This is a genomic window from uncultured Aliivibrio sp. (assembly GCF_946479765.1).
GTDB lineage: Bacteria > Pseudomonadota > Gammaproteobacteria > Enterobacterales > Vibrionaceae > Aliivibrio.
In genome coordinates this window covers 1-26,583 of record NZ_CAMLHO010000042.1, presented here as the reverse complement: position 1 = coordinate 26,583, position 26,583 = coordinate 1, and the positions used below count along the sequence as shown (strand labels likewise).

18 protein-coding genes and 1 pseudogene are annotated in these 26,583 nt (G+C 37.1%); 10 read left to right on the top strand and 9 right to left on the bottom strand.

Translation table 11 applies throughout. The features are described from left to right. Together Q1K78_RS13940 and pdxH are read left to right on the top strand one after the other, a co-directional pair. Positions 1–3,632 (top strand): cadherin-like domain-containing protein (locus tag Q1K78_RS13940; RefSeq protein WP_300179987.1); only part of this gene is annotated, 3,632 nt, incomplete at its 5' end. A 117-nt stretch (positions 3,633–3,749) separates the two neighbouring features. Continuing rightward, positions 3,750–4,385, top strand: coding sequence for a pyridoxamine 5'-phosphate oxidase (pdxH, locus tag Q1K78_RS13935; RefSeq protein ID WP_300179984.1), 636 nt, complete (start codon positions 3,750–3,752; stop codon positions 4,383–4,385). 123 nt (positions 4,386–4,508) lie between these two features. Here the strand turns inward: pdxH and punR are convergent, their stop codons facing one another. Then, positions 4,509–5,411 (bottom strand): DNA-binding transcriptional activator PunR, encoded by a 903-nt coding sequence (gene punR / locus Q1K78_RS13930; RefSeq protein WP_300179981.1) that lies wholly within the window; start codon positions 5,409–5,411, stop codon positions 4,509–4,511. Between the two features lie 133 nt (positions 5,412–5,544). Between punR and punC the strand changes: the two genes are divergently transcribed. Beyond that, complete coding sequence (gene punC, locus Q1K78_RS13925) at positions 5,545–6,738, top strand: purine nucleoside transporter PunC (protein ID WP_300179978.1); 1,194 nt, start codon at positions 5,545–5,547, stop codon at positions 6,736–6,738. Between the two features lie 95 nt (positions 6,739–6,833). Here punC and Q1K78_RS13920 read toward each other — a convergent pair whose 3' ends face one another. From Q1K78_RS13920 to arfB, 3 genes are all read right to left on the bottom strand, one after another. Then, positions 6,834–8,474 (bottom strand): DUF342 domain-containing protein, encoded by a 1,641-nt coding sequence (locus Q1K78_RS13920; RefSeq protein WP_300179975.1) that lies wholly within the window; start codon positions 8,472–8,474, stop codon positions 6,834–6,836. 112 nt (positions 8,475–8,586) lie between these two features. Beyond that, a complete protein-coding gene (locus Q1K78_RS13915; protein ID WP_300179972.1) occupies positions 8,587–10,506 on the bottom strand; it encodes an ATP-dependent DNA helicase RecQ in 1,920 nt (639 codons plus the stop codon). Then, positions 10,506–10,919: an alternative ribosome rescue aminoacyl-tRNA hydrolase ArfB gene (arfB, locus tag Q1K78_RS13910; protein WP_012551458.1), complete on the bottom strand. Its 414-nt coding sequence runs from the start codon at positions 10,917–10,919 to the stop codon at positions 10,506–10,508. Before arfB ends, Q1K78_RS13915 begins: the two co-directional genes overlap by 1 nt. An 86-nt stretch (positions 10,920–11,005) precedes the next feature. On the opposite strand from arfB, the gene Q1K78_RS13905 reads away from it, so the two are divergent. From Q1K78_RS13905 to Q1K78_RS13890, 4 genes and pseudogenes are all read left to right on the top strand, one after another. After that, a complete protein-coding gene (locus Q1K78_RS13905; protein WP_300179967.1) occupies positions 11,006–11,362 on the top strand; it encodes a YibL family ribosome-associated protein in 357 nt (118 codons plus the stop codon). 244 nt (positions 11,363–11,606) lie between these two features. Continuing rightward, entirely contained in the window at positions 11,607–12,533 is a 927-nt protein-coding gene (gene rlmF / locus Q1K78_RS13900) for a 23S rRNA (adenine(1618)-N(6))-methyltransferase RlmF (protein WP_300179990.1), read from the top strand. Between the two features lie 202 nt (positions 12,534–12,735). Further along, positions 12,736–12,886, top strand: a pseudogene (locus Q1K78_RS13895) (efflux transporter periplasmic adaptor subunit); the annotation flags it as partial. 126 nt (positions 12,887–13,012) lie between these two features. Further along, positions 13,013–13,810 (top strand): Cof-type HAD-IIB family hydrolase, encoded by a 798-nt coding sequence (locus tag Q1K78_RS13890; RefSeq protein ID WP_300179964.1) that lies wholly within the window; start codon positions 13,013–13,015, stop codon positions 13,808–13,810. 73 nt (positions 13,811–13,883) lie between these two features. Here Q1K78_RS13890 and Q1K78_RS13885 read toward each other — a convergent pair whose 3' ends face one another. Together Q1K78_RS13885 and Q1K78_RS13880 are read right to left on the bottom strand one after the other, a co-directional pair. Continuing rightward, positions 13,884–14,867: a carbamate kinase gene (locus tag Q1K78_RS13885; RefSeq protein WP_300179962.1), complete on the bottom strand. Its 984-nt coding sequence runs from the start codon at positions 14,865–14,867 to the stop codon at positions 13,884–13,886. A gap of 453 nt (positions 14,868–15,320) precedes the next feature. Next, positions 15,321–16,010, bottom strand: coding sequence for an IS6 family transposase (locus tag Q1K78_RS13880; protein ID WP_300179959.1), 690 nt, complete (start codon positions 16,008–16,010; stop codon positions 15,321–15,323). A 398-nt stretch (positions 16,011–16,408) separates the two neighbouring features. Here Q1K78_RS13880 and Q1K78_RS13875 point away from each other — a divergent pair, with 398 nt between their 5' ends. Together Q1K78_RS13875 and Q1K78_RS13870 are read left to right on the top strand one after the other, a co-directional pair. Continuing rightward, complete coding sequence (locus Q1K78_RS13875) at positions 16,409–21,544, top strand: anthrax toxin-like adenylyl cyclase domain-containing protein (protein WP_300179955.1); 5,136 nt, start codon at positions 16,409–16,411, stop codon at positions 21,542–21,544. 351 nt (positions 21,545–21,895) lie between these two features. Further along, positions 21,896–22,276 carry a NirD/YgiW/YdeI family stress tolerance protein gene (locus tag Q1K78_RS13870; protein ID WP_300179952.1) on the top strand — a complete coding sequence of 127 codons (381 nt, stop codon included), beginning with the start codon at positions 21,896–21,898 and terminating at the stop codon, positions 22,274–22,276. Between the two features lie 253 nt (positions 22,277–22,529). Here the strand turns inward: Q1K78_RS13870 and Q1K78_RS13865 are convergent, their stop codons facing one another. From Q1K78_RS13865 to Q1K78_RS13855, 3 genes are read right to left on the bottom strand one after another with little or no spacing between them, the layout of a single operon-like run. Continuing rightward, positions 22,530–23,147, bottom strand: a complete 618-nt coding sequence (locus Q1K78_RS13865; RefSeq protein ID WP_300179949.1) for an HAD family phosphatase — start codon at positions 23,145–23,147, stop codon at positions 22,530–22,532. After that, a complete protein-coding gene (locus Q1K78_RS13860; RefSeq protein ID WP_300179946.1) occupies positions 23,137–23,376 on the bottom strand; it encodes a hypothetical protein in 240 nt (79 codons plus the stop codon). Before Q1K78_RS13860 ends, Q1K78_RS13865 begins: the two co-directional genes overlap by 11 nt. Next, positions 23,369–25,108 (bottom strand): carbamoyltransferase C-terminal domain-containing protein, encoded by a 1,740-nt coding sequence (locus Q1K78_RS13855; RefSeq protein WP_300179943.1) that lies wholly within the window; start codon positions 25,106–25,108, stop codon positions 23,369–23,371. The genes Q1K78_RS13860 and Q1K78_RS13855 overlap by 8 nt, the downstream gene beginning before the upstream one ends. A gap of 103 nt (positions 25,109–25,211) precedes the next feature. Here Q1K78_RS13855 and Q1K78_RS13850 point away from each other — a divergent pair, with 103 nt between their 5' ends. Continuing rightward, positions 25,212–26,111 carry a LysR family transcriptional regulator gene (locus Q1K78_RS13850; protein WP_300179940.1) on the top strand — a complete coding sequence of 300 codons (900 nt, stop codon included), beginning with the start codon at positions 25,212–25,214 and terminating at the stop codon, positions 26,109–26,111. Positions 26,112–26,583 lie beyond the last annotated feature (472 nt).

The following is a 26,583-nucleotide window of genomic DNA, read 5'->3' as shown; positions in this document are numbered from 1 at the left end:
CCGCGGGCAATATGGGCAGCGTGAGTGATGAGATTGCGCTGGATCTCACGGCGCCAAAATCTCCAGTAATCACCAACATTAGTGACGACTCAGCAGCTAGCGATTACTCAACGGTGACATTACACGGTACTGGTGAGCCGGGAGCAACAATTACTATTTATGACGAAGATAATAATATTATTAACCCTTCTACAGTTATAACCGTGGATAGTAATGGTAGCTGGACATTTGATATTTCTGACTTATCAGAAACACCAGTAGGTGATAATGAATTCTTTAGTGTCACGCAAACGAATGAGAGTGGTAATGTAAGCCTTCCTTCTGAGAAGACTCATTACGCACACGGTGAATTTAGTGCAACAGATGATTATGATGATTATGTATTATTAGGAGAGGGTGACGACACCTTTACTTTAAATGATGACGACTTAAACGATCGTGTAGTTGTTGATGGTGGTGCAGGAACAGATACTGCTGTATTCAATTCGAACTTATCCGACAGTAAAGTTAGCCTGAATGAAAATGGTGAAATTGTTATTATTGATGTCGAAGGTGATAAACATATCTTCCGTGACTTTGAGCAGTTTGAATTTGAAGATAAAGAAGGACCTCAATCTGTATCAGATCTATTTAAGCCTGTAGTCACAATTGTTGATGATAAAAATAACGATGGAGTCATTAGTAAATCAGAGTTAGAAGGAAAAGTAACAGCAACCTTTGGACTACCACCAGCTGCTGTGGCAGGAATGATTTTATTGATCACAATTGATGGTAATGCAGAAGAATATACGTTAACAGGCGAAGATATAGCTTTAGGTACCGTCACTCGTGAAGTTGATGTTCCAGAAAATGGAGAAACCATTAACGTTGACGCAAGCATGAATTATGAAGGACAAATATTCTCTGATTCTGATAATGCTGTTATGGATTTAAACTCAACCCCTGATGCAGTCGATGATACACTTTTTAATAATCCAATTAACGGCCTATCAGGTAATTATTATGGTTATAACGATAAAGGTGATGATAAAGATGGCGATAATTTATCGTCAATCGACCAGGTGCTTGAGTTTATTAATGGTAATGATCCTGATGCTACTTTTGTTGCAAAAGATTTAGATTATGGGCGTGAATCTGAAGACCTTGGCGAAGATGACACGTTACAAGATTTTTTAGGAGATGATGCTGATTCGTTATCGAATGATCCAGAAGATTCGACTGACGCAATATTACATATTGAAGGTCAAGTTGCTCTAGATGCAGGAAGGTATGGCTTTAAAGTAACAGCAGATGATGGATATTTGATTAAGATCGATGGTGTTATTGTTGCTCAATATGATGGCAATCAAAGTTCTTCGACAACTATACCTGGACAAGATGGTCATATTTACTTTGATATCGATACTTCTGGATATTATGAGATTGAAATTATTTACTGGGATCAAGGTGGCTCTTGTGAGCTTTCTATTGATTTAGGTAAATTTAATGGAAATAACCAATTAATTGAATATAAAGACTTGGGTGATTATCCATTATCACATCAAGGTGGTTTGGCAACAGAAGATAATATTGTCACTATTATGGCAGAAGATTTATTAGGAAATGATACAGATGCTGATGGAGACGAATTAACAATCGTAGGTGTATCAAACCCAACTAATGGAACGGTTTCGATTAATGATGATGGTGAAATTGAATTTAAACCATCAGAAAACTTTAGTGGTGAAGTTACTTTTGATTACACTATAAGTGATGGAAATGGTGGTACAGATACAGATACAGCAACAGTAACAATCAATATTGATGCTGTTGCTGATGTTCCTGAGTTAACAATTATATCTAAAACAGAGACTATATTTACGTCAAGTTTTGAAGACCAAGCTGAAGATGATAAAAAACAGTTCTCATTAGAAGTTGATGGATGGACTCCGATAGCTGGCGAAGAAGCCATTGAAACTTGGGAAAGTGGCGTAGATATGAGCGATGGGGGTACCGTTCATGCGAGTGATGGCAACCAATTCATCGAATTAAACTCAGCTTCTCATTTTGAATCAGCTAAAGGGGTAGAAAGAGAGATAAATACTGAAGAGGGAACTCTTTATACCCTAACTCTAGATGTTGCCCCAAGACCGGGTTACGGTGAAGAGTACAACTCATTTGATATTGTTGTTGATGGGGTTGTTGTTGGTTCGTGGAGCGGTTCTAGCCCGAAAGATCAAGGCCTAGATTGGAATTCAATTGAAGTGAGCTTTTATGGCTCGTCAGAACCTCAGAATATTCAGTTAGTATCGACAGGTATCCATCATAATGCTGGTCGTGGTGTATTAATTGATAATTTAGTTATTGAAGAAGTGAATGGCATTCAACTTGGAAATAACGGGTTTGTTACTGAAATATCGTTAAGTGATTATATTGGCGGAGAATTAGTAGATAAAGATGGTTCAGAAACGTTAAGTTATGAATTATCTAATCTTCCCGTTGATGCAGTAATATTAGTTGGAGATGAATTTATCCCAATTAACAATGGCATGGTTGAGTTAACCGCAGAGCAATTATCAACCGCTAAAATCCAATTACCATTGAGTTATATAGGTAAGTTTTCAGTGTCAATTGTTGCTATTTCTACTGAAACTAGTAACGGAGATCAGGCAAGAAGTGAAGCTCAAATTATTGACTGGGTAGTCACTGATATTCCAAATATCGATGATGCAGATGTTAAATCAGAAGGTAATTTGGTTGATTCGGTTCAAGTTGTTCATACCGGAACTATTCATGAACAAACATATTGGAATTCTTCAGGTCAGTCGACGGTTTCTTTTAATGGTGATGAGACAAAAGCTGGTTTGATTGTTGATGTCGGCGCCGCTGGTGATGACGTATACCTTGGTTCTGGTGACGATACTATTTATTTAGGAGACAGTCATGCTGGGGGATTTGATGTTGATCCTGATGATTCTAAGCTTATAAATGCTCAAAATGTAGTTGAAAATATTTTTAGTACTGGAAGTGATTTAAGCCATCTCCAGGGTGGTGTTGAATCAGGAGCATTTAAAAACTTATCTGCTGAAAGTAATGCTTATCTTGACCTTGGCCATGGTGGCGGCGGTAATGATAAGATCTTTGGTCAAAATGGCGTTGATATCATGTTTGGTGGAGCAGGCGATGATTACCTAAACGGTGGTAGTGATAATGATGGTCTTCGCGGTGGTACTGGTAATGATATCCTTGATGGTGGCTCAGGCAACGATATCCTGATTGGTGGTCTTGGTGATGATATTCTTACTGGTGGTACAGGAGAAGATATCTTCAAATGGGTTGACCAAGGCGCTGATAGTGGTATTGATACTATCAAAGACTTTACTGTCGGAGAGGACTTAATTGACCTAACTGAAATCTTAAATGATGATATCCATAAATCAGATATGACCGACCTTCTTGAGCACATTACAGTCTCTGAAAGTGGTGATGACTTAAGTTTATCGATTACTGATGATGCAGGTAAAGAACATACTATTATCGTCGAAGGGGCTATTGATTCCTTTGGACTTGAGAACGCCAACTTCTCTAATCAATCAGAAGTATTGACTAAGTTGCTTAATGATCAGATGTTTAAATTAGATGATATTACTTAATTAATCTTATTAGAATCTTAATTTAAGGGTCATTTTTTGGCCCTTTTTTAGTTTTTCCCCTTGTTTAAAAAGTCTCAAAAGAGCAGAATTTCATCAAAAGAGATTGGAGTTAATTATATGGAATTAGAAGACATCCGCCGTGATTACAGCCTTGGTGGTCTACGCAGAGCGGACTTACCACAGGAACCTATAGATCTGTTTGAACGATGGCTAAAACAAGCAGTAGAAGCAAAACTGACTGATCCAACGGCAATGACAGTGGCTACAGTTGATAAAAATGGACAGCCATTTCAACGTATTGTATTGCTAAAGCATTTTGATAAAACTGGATTTGTTTTTTACACTAATCTTGCTTCTCGAAAAGCACAACATCTAGAAGATCATAATAAGATTTCATTGCACTTTCCGTGGCACCCTCTTGAGCGTCAAGTCCATATTACAGGGACAGCAGAAAAACTATCAGCATTAGAAAATATGAAGTACTTCACTTCTAGACCAAAAGAGAGTCAAATTGCAGCGTGGGCCAGTAAACAAAGTAGCCGATTAACCGCAAGAGCAGCGTTAGAAGGTAAATATTTAGAACTGAAACAAAAATTTGCGCAAGGTGAAATCCCGGTACCAAAATTTTGGGGCGGATTCCGAGTGAAGATTGACTCTATTGAGTTTTGGCAAGGTGGTGATAGTCGTTTGCATGATCGTTTCTTATACAGCAAAGATCAAGATGAGTGGATGATCGATAGATTAGCGCCATGATCTTGACTCATTTTGCTGTTGATCTATGAAAATAATCAAAAAATGCAGAGGATCTTATGATCCTCTGCATTTTTTAGTTTTATCGTGATTTTTATGTTTACAGTAATCTGAATAAATTGATTATTATTTTAGCCATTCTGTATTTAGCTTCTCAGTATCTCCGAGATAATCTAATAACCACTGGATGGCGATAGACTCATTATTTTTATTCCAAGCTAAACAACACGGGCTTGGGTCAATATTATTCTCAATTTCTTTATTAATGATTTGCCCAGAAGAAAGTAACCGCTTAGCTTTGTGACTTGGCATCACCCCGACACCGAGCCCATCAATAAAACATTGTTCAGCACTGTGCCAATTAGGAACAATTAATCGACGTTGATTATCCAGTTGCCAAGTTGTTCGCTTTGGTAATATACGAGAAGTATCTTCTAAACAGATCACCGGGTATTTCATCAGTTCAGAGTCAGGGATGGCACCATCATAGCTAGCAAGAGGGTGAGTCGTACTCATGACAAAATTCCAAGAAAGCTCTCCCATTGGACGATAAGAGAAATTACCGCCGATAGGTATTGTTGCGGTTGCTCCAATGCCTATATCTGCTCTGCCTGTCATTAAAGCGTCCCACACGCCATTAAATACTTCCATTGTTAATTGAAGTTCAATATCAGGAAAAGTGGCGTAAAAATCACGAACGAGTTGATTCACACTGTTTTCTCGTACCACGTTATCTAAGGCAACAGAGACACTTTGCTGCCAGCCATTGGCGACGCGTTGTGTATTTAAACGTATGTCTTCCATCTCTTTAAGCAGTTTTCTTGCTTGTTCAACAAAATATTCACCGGCTGCGGTTAATTCTACTTTGCGATGTAAACGAGTGAAAAGAGACACGGTTAATCGGTTTTCGACAGACTTAATGGTATAGCTAATCGCACTTGGCACTTTGTGCAATTCTTCAGCGGCATGACTAAAACTGCCAAGCCGTGCTACAGACTCAATAGTGATTAATTCGTGATAAGAAAACATAAAAAACCTGATGGCGAATTGTTCACATCAAAAATATTGATGCAAAGTGCAAATATTATCGTTTCACAAGAGTAGCAACTAGCAAATAGAATGCAAATAATTCTAGAAATATGTTCATCTTTGGAGAAAGAACATGGATAAGCAAAAACAATCGATCCCTTATATCTGGCTTGCAGGCCTAAGTATGTTGGGCTTTTTGGCAACAGACATGTATTTACCAGCATTCGATATTATTCGTGGAGATCTGGCAACAACAGAAAGCATGATAGGTCTAACGTTAAGTATTTTCTTGTTTGGTATGGCTATTGGTCAACTTTTTTATGGGCGTTTGACTCAAAAGTTAGGGACTAAAAAATCACTTATCATTGGTTTAACTATTTTCGCAATAAGCAGTTTAGTTGCTTCATTTTCAACCAGTGTCGAAATGCTATTAGTTGCTCGCTTCTTCCAAGCGTTAGGTGCTTGTAGTGCAAACGTTATTTGGCAAGCAATGGTTATCCAACGTTATGATGCAAAAACATCCCAACGTATTTTTGCGACAATTATGCCTCTAGTTGCGCTTTCTCCTGCACTGGCTCCGCTATTGGGCGCTGCAATTGAAAAGTTCTATGGCTGGTCAATGATTTTTGTGACATTAACGATTATTGGTGTTGGTCTTGCGGCAAGAACATTTGCGGATAAAGAACCAGCACAAGCGGTAAACCCTAATGCAAAAACCATTACTTTCCGTGATGTTATTAAGTCAAAAAAATTCACAGGTAATATGCTGATTTACGCAGCAAGCTCTGCGATTTTCTTTGCATGGTTAACTGGATCTCCTTTTGTAATGACACAAATGGGTTATTCTGGCGCTGATATTGGTCTGAGCTACATTCCACAGACGATTGCATTTATTGTTGGTGGTTACGGCTGTCGTTGGGCACTAGAGCGTTTTGAAAGCCAAAAAGTACTTCCTTGGATTTTAAAATTATCAATCGCGAGTGTGAGTGTTGTGTTCTTAATTGCATGGCGCATGGAACCTACCTCAATCATTCCAATGCTAATTCCTTTCTGTTTCTTAGCAGCAGCGAATGGTGCGGTGTACCCGATTGTGGTAAATAACGCATTAATGGATTTTAAAGAAGGCAGTGCTGTTGCATCTGGTTTATTGAACTTCTTACAAATGCTGTTCTGTGTAGCGGCAAGTGCGATGGTATCAAGCATTAGTTACTTAGGACCAATCTCAATGGGTAGCGTTATGTTACTGCAGTTGGTGTTCTTATTTATTGGTGCTGTCTTTGTATTCAAATCGAATAAAGAAGAAAAAATGGTATTAGCAGGGCAGTAATACCCTCTAAATAACACAATAAAAAATAGCATTGAGCGTAATTGCCAATGCTATTTTTTTATCTTTTTTACAGTGGAATTAACTTGATTTAGTGGTTATCGTTTCTTGGTCATGACTGGTTCAATATCTATTTCATAACCAGAATAGGATATCTTACTTGGGCTGTATTCTCTTTTTGTCACTAAATGCTCAGTGTTAAATTGAACGTCTACTCTTGGGAAGATTTTATTGGTAACAAAGACATGATTTTCTTTTAAATTGGTATTAAAGATAATCTGCTCTTTCGCTAATCTTGATTTTATAATCTGTAAATCTTGAGTTGATTTTTCTTTTGAGCGCAGAATTTTTTCTGCTAATTCTGGAGATTGTCGTTCAATGTTTATTTGTGTAATTTTTACAACTTGAGCGTTGATATCGTCTAAACTTTTTTGGAGTGAATGGAGGCTTTCTTTTTGCTCATTGAAGTTATGAAAAGCGTGAACCTTAGTATAAGCCCCCCCTTCAATCCCTAAATTAGCGGTTTTAATTGAACCATTAGCGGTAAGACTTCCGCCACTGATAGTGCCATTTCTTTCTGCTTTATCAAGAACGAAAATAGAACCTAGTGACTCAACTATGCAGTGATTTGCATGAAGAATAATATAAATATCATTATGAGCCATTAAATGCGCATTTTGAGCGAGCTTACTGGTTATTGAACCTTCGGCTTTAAGTACGCAAGTTAAGTTTTCATTATCGTGTACAGGGCGGCCTATAATACCATTCATTACCGTAATATCATGCTTTGCAGTCACCTCTGCATTCTCAATAAAACCGCCAACGATAATCGAACCACTTGAGGTTACTTTCATTCCTGATTCAATATCTTCTTGTATAAAAATACTGCCCTCAAACGAAACATGTCCAGTCGTTGCATTAACACTTTTTAAAGTGAGTAAATTATCGATACCAACCCCCGCTTTGTGAATAAGTGGTGTACCATCGATATCTGAAATGAGTAATTCAGGATTACTTGGAGAAAGAGATGAACCAGGATAAAGCTGGAATGGTGAGTCATTTCCCGGCGTAGCAACAATGATTTTTCCGGTGATCGTTTTGCCATTAACCCCTTGTGTTGCAGGGATGCGCTTCATTAATGGTGTATTTGTCTTAACGCTAATCACTTCCCCTAAGTTTCGCATATCCACATGACCGTCGTCGGTTTCTTGTGGTTGCAGAATACGTTCTTTGACATTAGGAACTAAGGGTTCAAATAGTGCGTCTTGTCCAGGAATGGCTTCTCGACCAATAGCAATGATTTCAGAATGGGTTTCACCTGGAGCAAGGTATTTACTTTTTAATAATAAGGTTTTAAGACTTTCTTTTTGTATGCCTTTTAAGATTTTATTTTCTGTCAAAGCCATAATAATTGCAGGGCCACGTAAAGGTTGTCCGCCATAAGCCCCTGTTACAGTCATGGAGGCTTCCATTTCATCGTCTTGAATATGGATAGACAATTGAGCATTTAGGCGCTGTGCAATTACAGTATCATCAATAGAACTAAGATCACCTTTATTAACGGCAGAAATAATTTCTTCTACTTTATGTTCTAAAAGATAAAATAGATCGGCATCCATTAAGCGCAAAGCGTGATGAAAATGCATTACCTCAATAGATTGGTTCAGTGTTGTATTTTCAGGAATAATAAAACGTACAACAGATTTATTATCTGAAAATTCCAAAAAGTGATCGATCATATTCTCTCCCAATAGGTGCTGAATTTTCAGCATTAAGAAAGAATATTATCACTTATAACGTATGGGGTTCATAAAATATATAGTAAGTGCCAAGACGCTCACAGTTTATAAATTATCCGTTTAATTTTCCGACTAATTCAAGTACGTCAAAAAATGGTTTGGATTCGAATTTTGCGTACCCTTGCATTTTATTGGCTTTAATTTTGGTTGTCAGAGGTGTTGGAATACCACATAGAAAACGTGCAAAAACCGCATTGGCGAGAGGCTTATTACTGCCATTTTGTAATTCTTGGCACCAATGTTTAACTTGTTCGTCATCTACTACAAAAGCAAAATTATTTCTTGGTAAATGAGCGCCTTCAGAACGACAAGCAGAACAATGACCGCATTGTACTGGTGCATTAAAATCAGCAAAATAATTGGCTAGTGAATGGCTCAAGCAACTCTTGGTTTCAAAAAAATCGAGCATGGAATGAATGCGATTAATCTCACTTTCTTCTTTATTTTTGAATAATTGATGCTGCTCTTGAGAAAGTACATGTGTACTCTCTACTTTATTCAACACTTGGTAAACCTCAGTCATTAATTTGCTTTCAAGCTCTATCCAGCCTTGCTCATGGAAATAATCTAATGCGGCAATAACACGCTTACGTTCACCTTGATAGCCCATCCAAAGTGCATCGAAGTCAACGGTGTGCCATGTTTTGGCTTTTGGAGAACATTGGAAAATAATTGAAACAAAATGCTGACGTTCTGTTTGGAATTTTCCAATAATATCATTCACTGGAATTAAGGTTTTGAATCGGTAATCCGCATAATAACTGTATTTAGCGTGAATGATTTTTTTGAGTTCTAAGTAGACCAATAAGGTTTTTAACGGTAACTGACGGACATTACTGTCTTTAGATAAGCGTAATAATTGGGTTTCCCATGTGTCAGAAGACTTATAAATATCATCTAATACATATTGAATTGCCTCTCTGTCAGGTGTATCGCCATAAACAAAGTTTTCTAAGACATTAAGCCCTGAGGTATTAGCAAGAACGGTACAAAATGAAGGGGCACCATCACGGCCAGCACGACCAATTTCTTGTGAATAATTTTCAATGGATTTTGGTAAATCAAAATGAATAACTTGACGAATATCTGATTTATCGACACCCATACCAAATGCTATGGTCGCCACAATACAATTAAGATCCCCATTCATGAATTTATGTTGAATGTCTTCTCTAATATCGTGTTTCAAACCAGCATGATAGGCTTTGGCTTGAATGCCATTGCTTTGTAACCATTGAGCCACGTTCTCCGCTGTTTGCTGTAGCGTGACATAAACAATACTTGGTTGATTTGGTCTTTGTTGTAGCGTGGCAAATAAAACCGAACGCTTTTGTTCCTCTTCTACTGGAATAATGGAAATATCCAAGTTTGGACGATAAAAACCGGTAATAACAATATCGTCTTTGTCTATTTTGAATTTTTCACGCATGTCTTCAATAACCGCAGGCGTTGCCGTAGCCGTTAATAATAAGACATTTGGGATGTTTAATGCTTCTCTATCTTGAGGCAGTTTAAGATAATCTGGTCTAAAATTGTGACCCCACTCTGAGATACAGTGCGCTTCATCAACGACCAATAATGAAATATTGATCTGGGCGATAAACTGCCGAAAACGCTCGTTTTTCAGGCGCTCTACTGAAATCATCAAAATTTTGATGTCGCCATTTCTTACGCCTTGTAATATTGCTTGAGTCTCTTCGCGAGTTTGAGTTGAATCAATGGATGCTGCCGCAATACCTTTACTTTTTAAAAAGGTAATTTGATCTTTCATCAAAGCAAGTAAAGGTGAAATAACCAACGTTAGATTAGGTAATAAAAGCGCAGGTAATTGATAGCATAAAGACTTTCCTGATCCGGTTGGAAAGATGGCTGCAGACGAATGACCATTAAGTACTTTTTCAATAACGTGTTGCTGACCTCCTCTAAGAGAATCAAAACCAAATACATTTTTTAACGTCTGCTGATATGTCATTAGTAATCTACCTTCTTTCTCATGTTCTTTGTTTGACCGTGTTGGGTCTTATTGTCTACGCGTCTACGTTGAGAGTTACGTGTTGGTTTTGTTTCTCTGCGTGCTTTTTGAGTTTCAGCCGCTGATTGAATCAATACCTTTAAACGCTCAAGTGCGTCTTCTCTGTTTTTCTCTTGTGTTCTAAATTGTTGAGCCTTAATAACAATGACACCTTCCTTCGTGATGCGACTGTCTTTCATCTTGAGCAATCGCTCTTTATAGAAAGGAGGAAGTGTTGAACTATTAATATCAAAGCGTAAATGGATTGCACTAGAGACTTTATTGACATTTTGACCACCAGCACCTTGTGCTCTAATCGCGGTGAGTTCAATTTCCCAACTGGCTAACTGAACGTAATTTGAAATGGTTAACATGTAATAAACCTATGATCGAACTTCTATTAGAGGGTATACTATCAGGTAGCGTCGATACGCACCATTTTCAATACAAAGGTAATTTCATGAGTGTAAAAGAAGAACTGCAAAAAATTCATAACCGTCTAGATCGTTGTAAGCACCGTTTAGATGCTGCTAAAAAGCGTGACGATCAACCAGTCGTTAAACAGTTTTTGCATGAAATCCAAACGCTAGAAAAGAAAGTAGCAAAATTAAATGGTAAAAAGCAGTTTGAAACTGGTAATAAGGGAACAGAAGTTCGTAACCTTGAATTCAAACGTGCAATTACTAAAGCAGAGCAAGCTGATATGGGTAAACTGAAAAAATCAGTTCGCGGTTTAGTTGTTATCCACCCAATGACAGCGCTTGGTAAAGAGTTAGGACTTAAAGAAATGACAGGTTTTGCTCCTCAAGCATTCTAATGTCGTAACTTATTTCTAAACTTAGTAGAAAGCATCAAATGTCTGTGTACATTTGATGCTTTTTTTATGCGTTAAAGAGTATTATTTCACGTAGTTTTATCTACGTTATTTAAAGTAATTATGCTGAAGATAAGCTATTATATCTGCCATTATTTATTACCATTGAGTTCACATGTCTCATTCTCATTTTTCAAAAAATCAATCGGCATCTAAGAATAATAACGAAGCTCCGATTAAAAAATCTATGCATCCTCGCAATAAACATAATGCAAAGTATGATTTTCCTGCATTAATTGCGACGTCTCCTGAACTGAAAGCATTTGTTGAAACGAATCAATATGGTAATGAATCAATCAACTTTTCAGATCCTCTTGCTGTTAAAGCATTGAACAAAGCATTATTAGCTCATTTCTACGATGTTCCGTTTTGGGATATTCCAGAAGGTTACCTTTGCCCACCTATTCCAGGTCGTGCGGATTATATTCATAACATTGCAGATCTACTGGCAATTACTAATGAAGGTGAGATCCCAACAGGTAAAAATATTCGTGGTTTAGATATTGGTGTTGGCGCTAACTGTGTGTACCCAATCATTGGTCATCGTGAATACCAATGGAGTTTTGTGGGCTCAGATATTGATGTTCAAGCACTAAAAATGGCATCGTTTATTGCCAACAATAACCCAAGCTTGAAAAAGAGTATTGAGTGTCGTCAGCAAAAGAATGAAGAGAATATCTTTAGAGGTGTTATTAAGCCGCAAGATGAATTTGCGTTCACTATGTGTAATCCTCCGTTCCATGCATCAGAAGAAGAAGCTACTGCAGGTTCAGAGCGTAAACAACAGAATCTAGCAACGAGTAAATCGAAGAAAGGTCACGCGTATAATGAACTAAAAGGCGTGAAGAAATTAAACTTTGGTGGTCAAAATGCTGAGCTTTGGTATGAAGGTGGCGAGATCGCATTTATCACTAAAATGGCACAAGAAAGCTGCGAGTTTGCCCTGCAAGTTCAATGGTTTACTACGTTAATTTCTAAGAAAGAAAACGTTGATACGCTTTATCAAGAATTAGCTCGATTAGGTGTAAAAACTATTAAGACTGTCGATATGGCTCAAGGTCATAAAATCAGCCGTTTTGTTGCTTGGACATTTCAAGCCAATGTAAATTTGTAAGCTTTTAGATATCGATTTAATTTATTTACTATCAATAAGTTAGTTATAAATCGTTTCTAAATTGCACTCAACGTAAATTACAGACACAATCTCTGTAATTTAACATTAACAATTTCAATCATTTAACTGTCAAAATCCGACAGTTAAATGGTTATGCTATGAAATCTAAAACCCTTCTTGCTTCTTTAATTAGTGCTGCGATGTGTTATTTCAAACAGGTCCCTCTTCTTTTCAAACTCAAGTTGCCAGTGCTAAAGCGGGCATTACTCAAGCCAATGCGGCATTTAAAAAAAGCACAGCTTGATTTCCAACGTGGTAAAAATCTGTTACCTAAAGGCAATAGAAGCCAAGCTTCTTGATATTAAGATCTCATTTTGAAGGTGCTCCGTTCGAAGTAAAGAATGCTAAGGTATATACTCTTTTGTCATTATCACGCCTCAGCGCATTCAGTTTCCCAATTTATTCTGAGTATTAATCAAATGAAAAAACACAATGTAAAATTTATTGCTGCCGATATGGATGGCACTCTACTTAATGAACATAGCCAATTAGACCCAAGTTTCTTCGATCTTTATCAGCAACTGGAAGATAAAAATATCATGTTTGCCGCAGCCTCTGGTCGTCAATATTACAGTTTGATAGAGACCTTTGCTCCTGTGAAGGATCGCATGATGTTCATTGCAGAGAACGGTACATTAGTTATGTATAAAGGCCAAGAGCTTTATAGTTGCACGATTGATACACCATCAATCAAAAAAATCATTCAAACTGCACGCTCGATAGAAGGTGCACACATTGTATTGTGTGGTAAACGCTCTGCTTATATTGAAACACAAGATCCACAGGCATTGGCGGAATTCTCTAAGTATTACCACCGCTGTGAATACGTTGAAGATTTACTTGCCGTTGATGATGAGTTCATTAAAGTTGCATTATGTCATTTTGATGGCTCAGCAGAACATATTAATCCGATCATTAATGCTGAGTTTGATCATTCTCATCAAGTGGTGGTAAGTGCAAAAATTTGGCTAGATGTTATGAATGCAGAAGCATCGAAAGGTGCAGCGATTAAGTACTTACAAAATACACTAGGATTCAGTCATGAAGAGACTATGAGCTTTGGTGATTACTTAAATGATTTAGAAATGCTGCAAGAGAGTTACTACTCTTATGCGATGGAAAATGCCCATCAACAAGTAAAAGAGACGGCACGTTTTATTGCACCAAGTAACAAAGATGCGGGTGTGTTTACGGTGATTAAAGAGAAAGTGCTATAAATTATTTTCTATCATATTATTTGATATTAAAAAGCCCTAATAATGCGTTAGGGCTTTTTTGAGAGTATCAGGGCTATGCTGGGATCAATTCATCATCGTTTTGTTGATGAGAAAGAGAATCATCATAAAATTTCTCTTTTACGATTTTAGTTCCTGCCGTTCCATTGAGAGCATCTAGCGCTAAGTGAAGATCGGTAATAATACCAATAGAAATATCTACATTTTCAACGTAATTGATCATGGCATCAATTTTAGGTTGCATAGAACCTTTATCGAAAGGATAGCCTTTTAATTCCTCGGTTGTCGCTATGTCTAATTTAACTTGGTTTGGTTTTCCGTAATGAAAAAAGACACCATCACCATCGGTTAAAATTAAGAAGTAGTCAGCAGATATTTGCTGAGAGAGCAACGAGGCCGTTGAATCTTTATCAATCACACAGTCAATATTTTTAGTAATGCCATGTTCGTCTGTACAAATAGGGATACCACCGCCGCCACAACAAATTACGATATGATCATGTTGTAAAGCTAATGAAATTAATTCACTTTCACGGATGTTTTTGGGAGCAGGTGAAGCAACAACACGTCTAAAATAATCACCGTCTTGACGGATAGACCAACCAAATTCGGCAGCAAGAGTATTTGCTTCTGTTTCTGAATAGACTTGACCGATGTATTTCATTGGGTCATTGAATGCAGGGTCTGCATTATCTACATCTACATGAGTAAGAATTGTCGTTACATTACAATCAACAAGATTACGTAATTCTTGTGCAATCATGGTGGCGATCATCCCTTGAGATTCAGCCACTAAACAACTAAGAGGGTAAGATGGAACAGCATCAAAAGCATCGTTTTGTTGGCTTAATAAACCAACTTGCGGACCATTTCCATGAACAATAGCAATACGGTAATCTTTACTTAGTTTAGCAATTGATTTTGCCGCAACCTTTACATTTTCAAGTTGGTTTTCATAAGAAAGCACCTGACCACGACGTAATAAAGCATTACCACCTAGGGCAATAACAATGGTTGGTTTTGTTGTTGTAAGACTCATTTTTATTCTCTCAATGTCACATCATTGCTGTTATCACCAAATCTCACTTCTTTATGAGTAAGTTTGGCCAGCGTCTATTTATCACAAATCTACTGTGTTCAGCATCACCTTGCTCTTAAGCAAAGATATAGCGAAGACACCGATTGGACATTGAGCGGAGATTCTATACTGGAAATATTTGTGACGCATTATATTTATCACATCAGTAATAAATATATGTAACTAGTTGTTTCATAGATTAACCTTTTGCACCTAATTTATAGGTAATATATTGAACTATTAAGTGCCTCGATATAGATGAATATTCTTTTGTGATTACTTACGGCATTAGGCTTGTGAGTTATAGTGCTTGCTCTTGATTTGTCATTTTTTTCTTAAACAATGCAATGAAAGGGATAAGGGTTCTGTCGCAAAGTTTTGGTTAAGTACAAACGAGTCGAATTCCAGACACTATTATGCAGCGAGCGCGTAAAAGCGCTCCCATATTGGTAACGAGTTATCTCCAATAATCTGCCCTCGTTTAATCATCGTCCATGTTTCTTGCCCTGCCATCGTAGCTAAAGCACCGGCTTCTGATTTCCAACCTAATGCCTGAACCATCTTCTGTTTTATTGGACGGTGACTTTGTTCAACAATGTTATTGAGATATTTAATATCGACAACATCTATTAAACTCAACATTAAAACGCCTGAAAACCATAGCAATGTATTGATATGATGCAAAGCTAACGCATTAGCACCACTCTTATCTATGACCACTTTATGAGGTAACCCATTACTGCCAATCGCTTTCCTTAAGAAAGCTCTCGCTGCATTCTCATCACGATCTTTACTTAAATAGAAATCAACAACATCACCGTTCTTATCAACAGCACGATAGTAATACCACCATTCCCCTTTAATTTTGATGTAAGTTTCATCCATTCGCCATGAGCCAGAAACTGCACGCTTTTTCTGTCTCGCCTTCATTTCAATTTGCGGAGCAAATTGAATAACCCAACGATTGTATGTTGAATGGTCAGCTTCAATACCTCGCTCAGTAAAAATTTCTTCGATATCACGGTAGCTTAATTTGTAAGAAACGTAATAGCGAACAACTTGCAGGATCACATCTTTTGGGTATTGGAAACCAGAAAAATTCATAAATAAGGATACAAAATGAGAAGCATTGACTTTTGAGAGCTAATTTTTAGAAAAGTTGCAATCTAGATGCGACAGAACCAGTATGCGGTTGCCCTGCCAAATTCACTATGCCACTTCACAATAATTTGCTAATTCTGCGTAAATATAAGCAGAATTAACACCACTGTGTTTACTAATGTTTATAAAAAGTATATTTAATTATTTTTTGCAACAACCCCGTTCAGTGAATTAGAGTGATAATTGATATTATCGGGAAAACTATTTTTGAGATTAGTGTTTCTTGATGGATTTCTAGTTCTATATTTTAAGAAGTAGAGAGGCATTTAATGACCCTTTATGTTGATGATTATTTAAAACCACCTTATTTAAAATAAGGTGTAACGTATGGCTGTTAAATTATGAAAAAAGAAAAAATATTTAAGTATAGCGCCTTATTTTTAGCTATGCTGCCTGCGGTATCGCTGCTACCTAGCGCCGCACTTGCTGCTGTAGATGTAAATTATTATGCAAAAAATATATATAACCAAGACACGAAGAACTATGCGTGTCAAGTTTATTTAGGTGCTGAGGATAAATCTGGGTATAAATTATCAGATGGTTCGATTGTTAATGTCGAAATATTGCGTTTCAATCAGGAAGCTGAAAACCCATATATTGCGCATGAGGTATTCTTCGGCGTACTAAAAGAGCAAAGTGGACGCCTAAGTCTTACTCGCGATGCAATGATTCACGGTGATCAGGATCCAAACGCAACATGTGTCGTGACAAATGTAGGTTTCTCAGGGATGGTTCGAAGTGAGCTGACGAACATATCCGACGATTTTCAATCAGGCATCTCTGTATATGAAGAGCAGCCTATAAAAGCCGGACCAATATCAAGTTTAACAACACTCGCTGACATTTTGAACGTTCCATTCATTATGAGCTTGAAGGAAGATACTAGCCCAGAGTTGGTGGATATGCTGCCATTAACGGTGGGCGATGGTGATGCTCGCCTGAAAAATACAAGTAACGTTGAAAACTATGCAATCTTCTTCAAAGAGGTAATGTCAGGAAAGACAGGAGTTAAGGGGGCGTTCAAAAACGGATTATCTCGCAATTTTCTTGAAGAAAAAACGAACGATAAGATCGAAATCTTTCTTGCTAAAAGTATAATCGAGCCTGCCGTCGCTCATGGGTTGGTTTCTCCCAATGTTAATAAAACACAACTAGCCGTACTATTACGTAAAACGATCCTCGCGGAATTAGAACAAGACTCTTATTTTGAATATGGTAGCGAGCAGAATGTTCAGGCGACACTCGCGTTTCAATATTCTTCAGCTATCTCCTCTAATATGCAGTTGATCGAGGACGACGCTCAGCTTTCTAATGCACTTATCGCTGAATGGAATAAGATTGAAAGAAGCTATGATGAAATGTCTAAAGCGGCTTTGGATATCGGTTTTCCTCTTATTTATGCAAAGAAAGATTTAGAAGGTAAACAAGTATCGATTAGAACGTTAGAAGAGAATGGTATGTATGTCTCTCATGCACTTGATGCAACAATGGGAGACGAGTACTATGTAAACCCTTTTGAGCCCATTTCGGCTTCAATTCCAGAAGGGTGGTCAATAGCGATTTCTGATTACTACTCACTAGTGGGGCAAGGAAAAAAAATAATCAAAGGGCCTTTCCGCGGAAATTTGCCTATGTTCTTAGATAGTGACTTCTCTATAAAGCCTTTATCGCTCGTAGCAATACCTCCATCTGACTTCGTTCCTCAAAACGAAAGTTTGGATAGTGAAATGAATATACATCCCTCTGATGCGTATATGCATATGCAATTGGCTATGTACTACCCAGATTTAGATGGTGTTGATCTTGCGCGAGAAGTCTTTTCTAGTAATAACTCTGATGTAAGCATTGATATTGAAGCGGGCACTATAAACCATCTGAGTGCTCAAGGTGGCTTTCTGGGCAAAAACTTCGTTCAAATCGCCAGTACCGTCTATCAAAAAGATGTGGATGACCTGGAAGATTGGGAAATATTAAGTGTAAAGGCTTCGCTTGATGCCGTGGGGATTGATACGACCTTTGCTTACGGTTCTCCAAGCAATATCAAGTCTAGTTTATTGCACCGACTCTCTTTGCAACTGACAGAAAATGCCTTGGAAGTTTTTATTGGTAGTGGCTTAGAGCCAGCTTTATTTGACGAATTAGAATTTCAAGGTTTAACACAGTTAGATGCTAAAAAAGCGTTTATTGAACTTGTCTATAATACCTTTACCAACTCAAATCTTGGGATGACATTCTCATCATCAATGAGCGAGGATGCAAGAAAGCAAGAGGTCTATGACTCGTTAATGTCTTGGCATAGCGGATATGAAGATCTTCAATCTGCACTAGTTGCAGTAGATTATGATTCAGAGGCGGGTCAACATATTTTTAATTACCCGCTTACGGATGAGCTTTATGCGAAGGGACGCTTATACAGGTACGGAGCTCAGCCTAGCGAGGTAGAAGAACTCTGGAAGCCATACTTGAAACATGGACGGCTTGATCTATTGCACATTCATGGATACAAAGTACAAGCATGGCTGGTAAACAAGGATAAGAATGAGCTTGGTTCACTAACGAATACAGTACAGCAGGAGTGGCATCGTAACTATAATGTTCTGTCCCAAAAGCTTGGACGTTTTTTAGGTGTGATGATTGATGCAAAAGCGAAGCTGACTGGTAAAAAAGCGTATACAACGCAGGTTGCATCGAGAGGCGATGCAAGGTTACATCATGGAATTAAATTATATAAAATTAAGCAAGAGTCCAATTTAATCGGCCAGAATACAACGATAAGTCATCCATCGGTCAATAAATATGTGTTAACAAGTACTAGTCTTGGCTACACAGTACTATTGCCAAATTCAATTCCTGGCCTATTTGATACGGACAAAATATCGCTCAGAGACACTGAGTTGGATTACTACGACTTGAAAGATGAGTCTCCTTTATTTGTGGAAATGAATCCAGACGTAGCTAATCAGTGTGTTTGGGAGAACTTCGAGTCAATGTATTATGCTTACAACTACTGTAAGTCAAAATATACCGAAACGGGTGCTAATAACGTTTCAGATGAAGATCTGATAGCCAGTTTGATCACTAAGTATCTCATTGATAATCGCGATCAACTCAAGACAGTAACAACAGATGCTGATTATATTAAAGGGGTATTGCAGGCAATTGTTCCAGTATGGGCTACCGTAGAAGATTTTGAAAAAGGAAATTACGGGATGGCTTCTCTGGGATTACTGTCAGATGTTGCCTTTTTCCTACCCATTGGTGAGGCGGTATTTAACTCTGTGAAATTAACGGGCAAGATCGCGTCAAACGCACTTCCTGGTAAGTTTAAAATTTCGAGTAGATTCAATAAGGTAAATATCGGAAATAATAAGCGTATTTCAGGTCAAGTTTTTGATATTGATGCTAAAGCGGCAAGAGGCGAAGCACGGAAAGCATGGTTGAATGTTCCTAAAACGATATTTAACGAAATGAACCTTATTCCGGTAGGCGACATTGTAAAAGGAGCGAAGTCAGCATCTTTAAAGATTAAGCAGCGTGTTAAAGGCGTAAAAATTGATAACAACGACCCTTATTCACCGAAGATTTATCAATCTAGAGACTTTAGGATTTCATCAAATAACCGTCCCGACTTTGACCCAGATGCGATCGTTGGTATTCCGTCCAAAGACCGAGAAGCCTTTGCTAGCGTAGCAGATGCTGAAAATGTTATTATCGGTGTGCGCTTCGTTGACCCTAATAACCGTAGCTTATTAGAGTCAGGGTTATATAGCAGTAAGAGCTTGCTAATTAAATCGAAAAGTTCGGATTGGGGTCCTCATGCTGGTTTTATTCCTGTAAACCAGAAATATGCTAAAGCATCGGCTCAAAGCGATGTAAGCAAATATAACCATTACTCTGACAACGCTACTCAAAGTAGAGCCGCGCGATCTGTGCCTCTGTCAATTGATGACAAGCGCCTTAAAGAGCTGCAAAGTGGTGACAATCCGCTTATTCCCGAACTTGCCCAAGATCTAGACAGTGGTATGCTAATGGGGACGTCAAATGGTGTTGACTTCTATTATCAACAGAACGATGGCCTATGGAGTATTCTCGTTCAGGACGGAGCTAGTATTCCTATGCCACTGATGGTGATGGGGGACTATACAAGTCTTAAGCCAATGACAGCAGACTACGATCTATTCAGTGTTATGGCTCACATATCAAATTATGGTGTGTCTGATTTGGTTAAAGTTCCCGTGCCACATAGTAAATGGAAAGCGACTATTGAAAATCCAGAAGAATTAAGTCCAAAATTAAAAGGACTTTATGACAATGAAGACATGTATAATAAGGTGCACAATATGCACTTGGGGGCGATATCAGAACGTGTTAATAGTTTAAAAGACAAAGTTAATAATCGTCTTGGCCGTGGAAAAGGGATGGAGCTTATCCACCATGGTGCGGATGAATCTAACCCATTCCCTGACATTGAAGCAAATTTCCCAGCGACTTATTTTGTACCTCAACGATATTTGAATCATGATGCATTTGGTCCTGGTCAAGGTTCTCTAAGGGATTATTTCCAAGTCGATAATGCGGGTACTGTCATCTTAAAAGACGTAGATGATTTTGCCAACTTTCACCAGCTGATGACAAATGTACACTTTACAGGACCATTAAACTCTCTTTGGTCAGCAAATTATGCTCAGCTAGCACGCAAAAATCGTCTATCACACGCATACTTGAATGCTCGTGACCAAGTAGAAGCTTTGCTAACTCAAGGTATTGATGTAGCGAAGCTTAAATTATATGTACCAGATGTGTTTGATGAAATGCTCCCCCCGGGAAGGATTCCAACTCAAGCGATAGAACAGTTCAGAGTGTATTCTGAAGTGTTAAATGTCGTTGAACATTCCAGCGGTATCCATAGCGCCACACTGAAAACTTATCTGGGAGGTGCCGGTTGGCTCAGCCGTCTGGCTCGTGTAGTTAGAATTGGATATTATTACTACTATGTGACCAGAGTTGGCAACGAATACTACCTTACAGACGAGGCGAGAGAGCAGAAGTTTCAGATTTTGAAGGATGAAGATGGATTCTGGGTAGCGGCAGACATTATTTTACCACCTGAAAGTGGAAATGAAGATACAGACTATCCATCTGTTGAATATTCATCAGATTGGGATACTACGAAAGATAATGTTTTTCTAGATGATGGTACTAAAGCAAAAACGACAACTTCTGGAAGCAAAATTAAATTTGAGCTGAATAATGGTGGTACTTTTGAAATTATTGGCAAGAAATTGCCTGGAGGAGGGGTATTTATGATTTCTAATAATGGACATAACATTGCTAATATTTCTACGCATAGCCATGGTATAAATAACAAAGCTGTTTTTTATAGAGGCTCTGTACCTTTGAATCAAAATAACATGATAGAAATAGAATCAATGAGTAACGGCTTACTTGAAATAGACCATATCAAGTTTAAAAAATAGGCTCATTGTAGATTCGCGGGAATTTTAATTAAAATTAAGGTTATAGAGGGACTTAAAGGAAAGTTACTTTTTACATAACACTCGTATCACGAACCGCAAAGGCCGCTAAAATTTAGCGGCTTTTTTGTTGCTTGTGATCACGTTTTTATTCAAATTTCGCTAAAATGAGTCATAACTTCATTGTCATGTGACATTAAGGCAGACCCTAATGTCACCTAGCTAAATACTGTATATAAGTTGAGAATTATTGATCGATTGAATTAGTCTGAAATTTTTAATGTTTGTTCATTTCTAGTTCATATTGACAGTGCAATAATGTTGTTACTAACTTTTAGGGAACTCATTTTATTTATGAAAAAATTAATTTTATTAGCGGCATTGGTATCATCGTCTGTTTTTGCTAACAACCAAGTAATTAACCAACCAGTGAACGCACAGTACGGTGGTTTTTCTGGTCCATCAGCAGGTATTAATACTGTAAAGTCAGTGTTAGATGCAGGTATGTTTAGTGATGATACTCCAGTATCACTTACTGGTTATTTAGTTGCGTCTTTAGGCGGTGAAATTTATACGTTTAAAGATAATACAGGTACAATGCATGTAGAGATTGACCATGATAAATGGTTTGGCTTACAAGCGACGCCAACAACTAAAATTACAATTTATGGTGAAATAGATAAAGAATTTAATTATACGAAAGTCGATGTAGATCGTGTAAGTCTAGCTCAATAGTATTAACGTTATTGATTATGAAAAGGTCGTCAAATTTGGCGACCTTTTTTTGATCGTGCTCACGCTTTAATTCAAATTTTAAGAAAACGAGTCATAACTTCATTGTCATGTGACATTAAGGCAGACCCTAATGTCACTATAGTTATTTATATGGAAATATCTAGCGAGTTGGGCTCTTAATTAAATAGCCTGTAATTATTTTTGTCCAATGATTAAAAGTTCTACGAGCATATATCATCGCTTCCTATTGATATTATCTAGACAGAAAGCCTGTATTTAGAATAGAGTAATTATCATAGCTAGCAATTAAGTTTATTGATTCAGGTGTTTGAGATGTATTTATTCCAATACATTTCGCACCACTGCGAAGACCAGCTTCCAAACCACTAAATGAATCTTCAAAAATAATACATTTTTCAATAGGGACTTTTAGCCTTTTTGAGCAAAGTTGAAAACCTTCAGGATCTGGTTTGCCATTTTTTACATCATCTCGGTTAATTACACATGAAAAAAAATCATGAAGGTTATGATAATCGAAAATAAAATTAATTCTTTCAGGCCAGCTAGCTGTTACTAAACCAACTTTAATGCCATTTTTCTTTAAATAATTTAAAGTATGCTTTACTCCTAGAATTAATGCTGTCGGAGATCGCTCTTCAATTAAATCTACTTCTTCTTTTATTATTTTCTGCTCGATTTCGGTAAAGTGGCCAAACAAATAAGATAATGTGTATTGCCCACTTCTACCGTGAACATGCTGTTCTAATTCATATGGGCTAATATTAACACCATATTTAGTTGCTACAGTTGTCCAAGCTAGTTCAATCACAGGTTTAGAATCAATCAATGCAGCTTCATATTCATTTAACATGTAAGGACTCCTTTGTAGTAATGACCATTAAGGAATCTAAATTTCCTGCAACCTTGTCTTCATATATATTTAAAGCTTCAGAACTATTGTCGGCTGAACAAGTCACAGGAAGAATCACTGCTTTTTGGTCTAACATTGCAACGATAATAAGGCCAGATTCATTCTCGTTTAGACTTTGGGGAATGATTCGACCGCCACCATTCAAAAAAATATATTTTTGCTTAGTCATTTAAATACTCCAGTTCTTTATTATTATCTTTTTTCCATACGATAAGGTCTTCATTAAAAATTAATAAGTCGATAACGCCTTTTCCAAGATTAGCTAATGCATTTTCAGCAGTACAAACAATAGGCTCTTCATGCATGTTAAATGAGGTATTAATTAACGCAGGTTCATTAGACTCTTGTTCCCAACAAACTAGAAGTTGATGAGTGAACGGATCTGATCTTTGGGTAATAACTTGAGGTCTAGCCGTATCATCTACATGTGTCACAGCAGGGCAATGGGTTTTGAAGTATTCCGTACAATCATAAGTCATTGTCATAAAATGTGAGGCAACATGGTCATAATCCCAATCTTTAAAACAATCTTTAGCAAAAAGATCTGCAACAATTGGAGCAAAAGGCATGAATTCTGTTCGATTCATTCTTTCATTAAGCCAAGAATTAATCGTTATGTCTTTTGCACTGCATATTATACTTCGATTACATAATGACCTTGGGCCAAATTCCATTTTTCCTTTGGCTAAGCCGATAACTTTATTTGATTTTAATGCCTTGATTGATTTTTCTATCACATCATGTTGATTTGATAAGGTGTAACAATAGTTCGATGATAATGATTTTATTATATCTTCTGATGGTTTGATTTCAGGTCCGATTTTCATTGATGGTACTTTAATTCGAGTTCCTGCAAACTCAAATAAACAACAAATTGCGGCTCCTAGAGGTAAACCATCATCACCCATAGCGGGAAGTACGTAGATGTTTTTTACCCCATCTAATTCTCTTAATCGCTGGTTGAGTTTGACATTCCCAAAAACACCACCCGCTAAACAAAGGTTTTGTGGGTGTTCTTTAGATACATATTGCTGAACTACAGTCGTTAGAATGTGTTCGATATGTTCGATATGTTCGATATGTGCTTGTGCAGCTGCCGCTATATCTTCAGGTTTATCTCCGTGAAATAAAAACTTTAACTGTTGATAATTATTGTTGTATGACGGTAAATAACCATCTTCAAATTTTGCTCTAATCCGATAGTTTTGGTCAATATCGATTAGTTTTCTCATTTTATGTATTAGTTTTGTTGGATCTCCATAAGCAGCTAAACCGGTGATTTTTCCTTCATGGCGATTTGGTTTATAACCTAAGAGCGCTGTAATACGTCCATAGAAATAACCTAAGCTGTCAAATGTAGTTTCTCGTTGTAAGACTTTAAATTTATTGTTACTAAACTTAGATAGTGTAAATGATTGAAAGTCACCTCGACCATCGCAGGAAATTGTAATTCCGTCATCAAAAGGGGAACATAAAAAAGCAGCATTAGCATGTGATTCATGGTGGTCAATATAAATAACCTTATCTAATATATTGTTATCTTTTAAAAATTGATGAAATTCATTTTGCGTATCCGCATCATTAATCATTTCATCTTTTAAGCGCTTTCTTAAAATGACGGCATCAGACGAAGAGGTCAGGCAAGCTTCTACTATACGATCAAAATATAATTCCAAATGTTTCTCTTTAGAAAAATCTGAAGCCCAACCAAATGCAATTTTATCAATCTGATCTAATGTAAGATTTGCTTCCGAAAGTACGAAGTTAATAGCGTGATTTGGAAATGATTTATGCGCCTTAATTCGTGTAAATCGTTCTTCACTCGCGGCAGCTACAATCTGCCCATTACTAATCAAACACGCACCAGAATAGTCATTATTTGCAATTCCTAAAATATTCATCTGTTTTCCTTATTACATGAGGGCTGTTGTTGTTTTTTATACTTTAGTAAGTATTTTTAATTCGATATAATGAATTAAATTCAAATTTCGATGAGGTTTTGGAATGGATATAGATCAAATAAAGGCTTTTTGTAAATTGGCAGAGAAAGAGCATTATGGCTTGGCCTCTCAAGCACTATTCATGTCTCAATCTGCTCTTACTAAGAAAATCCAACGATTAGAAGATAATATTGGGTGCAAGTTATTTGAAAGAGGTAGAGCTGGAGCTAAATTGACGACGGTAGGACGAACATTACTACCTGAAGCTAAACGACTAGAGCAGAATTTTTATTCTTTTGAAATGTTAAGTAAAAACGTATCGATAGGAAAATGCGGGGTATTAAAAATAGGTTATGGAATATCTTCTTATCAACTTGCACCGAAGTGCATAGCTTCATTTAAAAAAAATCATCCAGAAGTACATGTAAATCTTGATGACATGCCTTCTTGTAAGCAAGTGGATATGTTATTAGAAGACAAACTTCAAGTTAGTTTTAATCGAATACCGGTATCTTCTCCATTAGTTTCTATACCTATTGGTTCTGATAAATTAGTAATAGCAATACATCAATCTGTAAGCGTTGATGAACATAATCTTTTAGAGGTAATTGAAAAACTTGATTACATGAGACTTGCTCCAGAAAGAGGTCCCGGACTAGCTGCTCAAATAGGAAAATATTTATACGAAGTTAATTTGAATTTACTTATAGTACGAGAAGCAAAAGATATACTAAGCTTACTTTCTATGGTTTCTGCAAATCTTGGCTATACAATTGTTCCAGCAAGTGCCCAGCAACTAGCTCATGATCAAATCCAATATCTTGAGCTTCCATATGCTAAGACTGAATGGGATATAGGCGTGGTATGGAATAAATCTATTCATGATCCTATTAGAGATAATTTTATTGAATATTTAAAGCAAAATGCCATTGAACTTTATGAATGCGATTTAAGTAGATGGTAATCGAATTGGTAATGTTAAATACCGCTAAAATTTAGCGGCCTTTTTCTTAGCTAGCGATCACGCTTTCATCCAAATATAGCTAAAATGAGTCATAACTTCATTGTCATGTGACATTAAGGCAAACCCTAATGTCACTAGGTGGAATGTGGTAAGCTGCAAGAGAAAGAGCGAACGCTGTTCGTTCTTTTAACTTGTTCGTTCTGTCCTTTGCTTTTCCTTAATATGATAGAAGTGTCAATAGGTTTATTAATGGATACATATTTTTCTTGATAATTTTTTCTGTGATAACATATAGACTATAATCTATATTGATGGTTTGGTTATAATGTGGACTGTATTAACAACGGACATTTTCGATGAATGGTTTGATTCTCAGTTAGAAGATGCACAAGAAAAAATATTAGCTGGTTTAATGGTAGCTAGAACGTAACAATAACCGACACACTCTTACCATTTAAAAACTCGCTCGGAC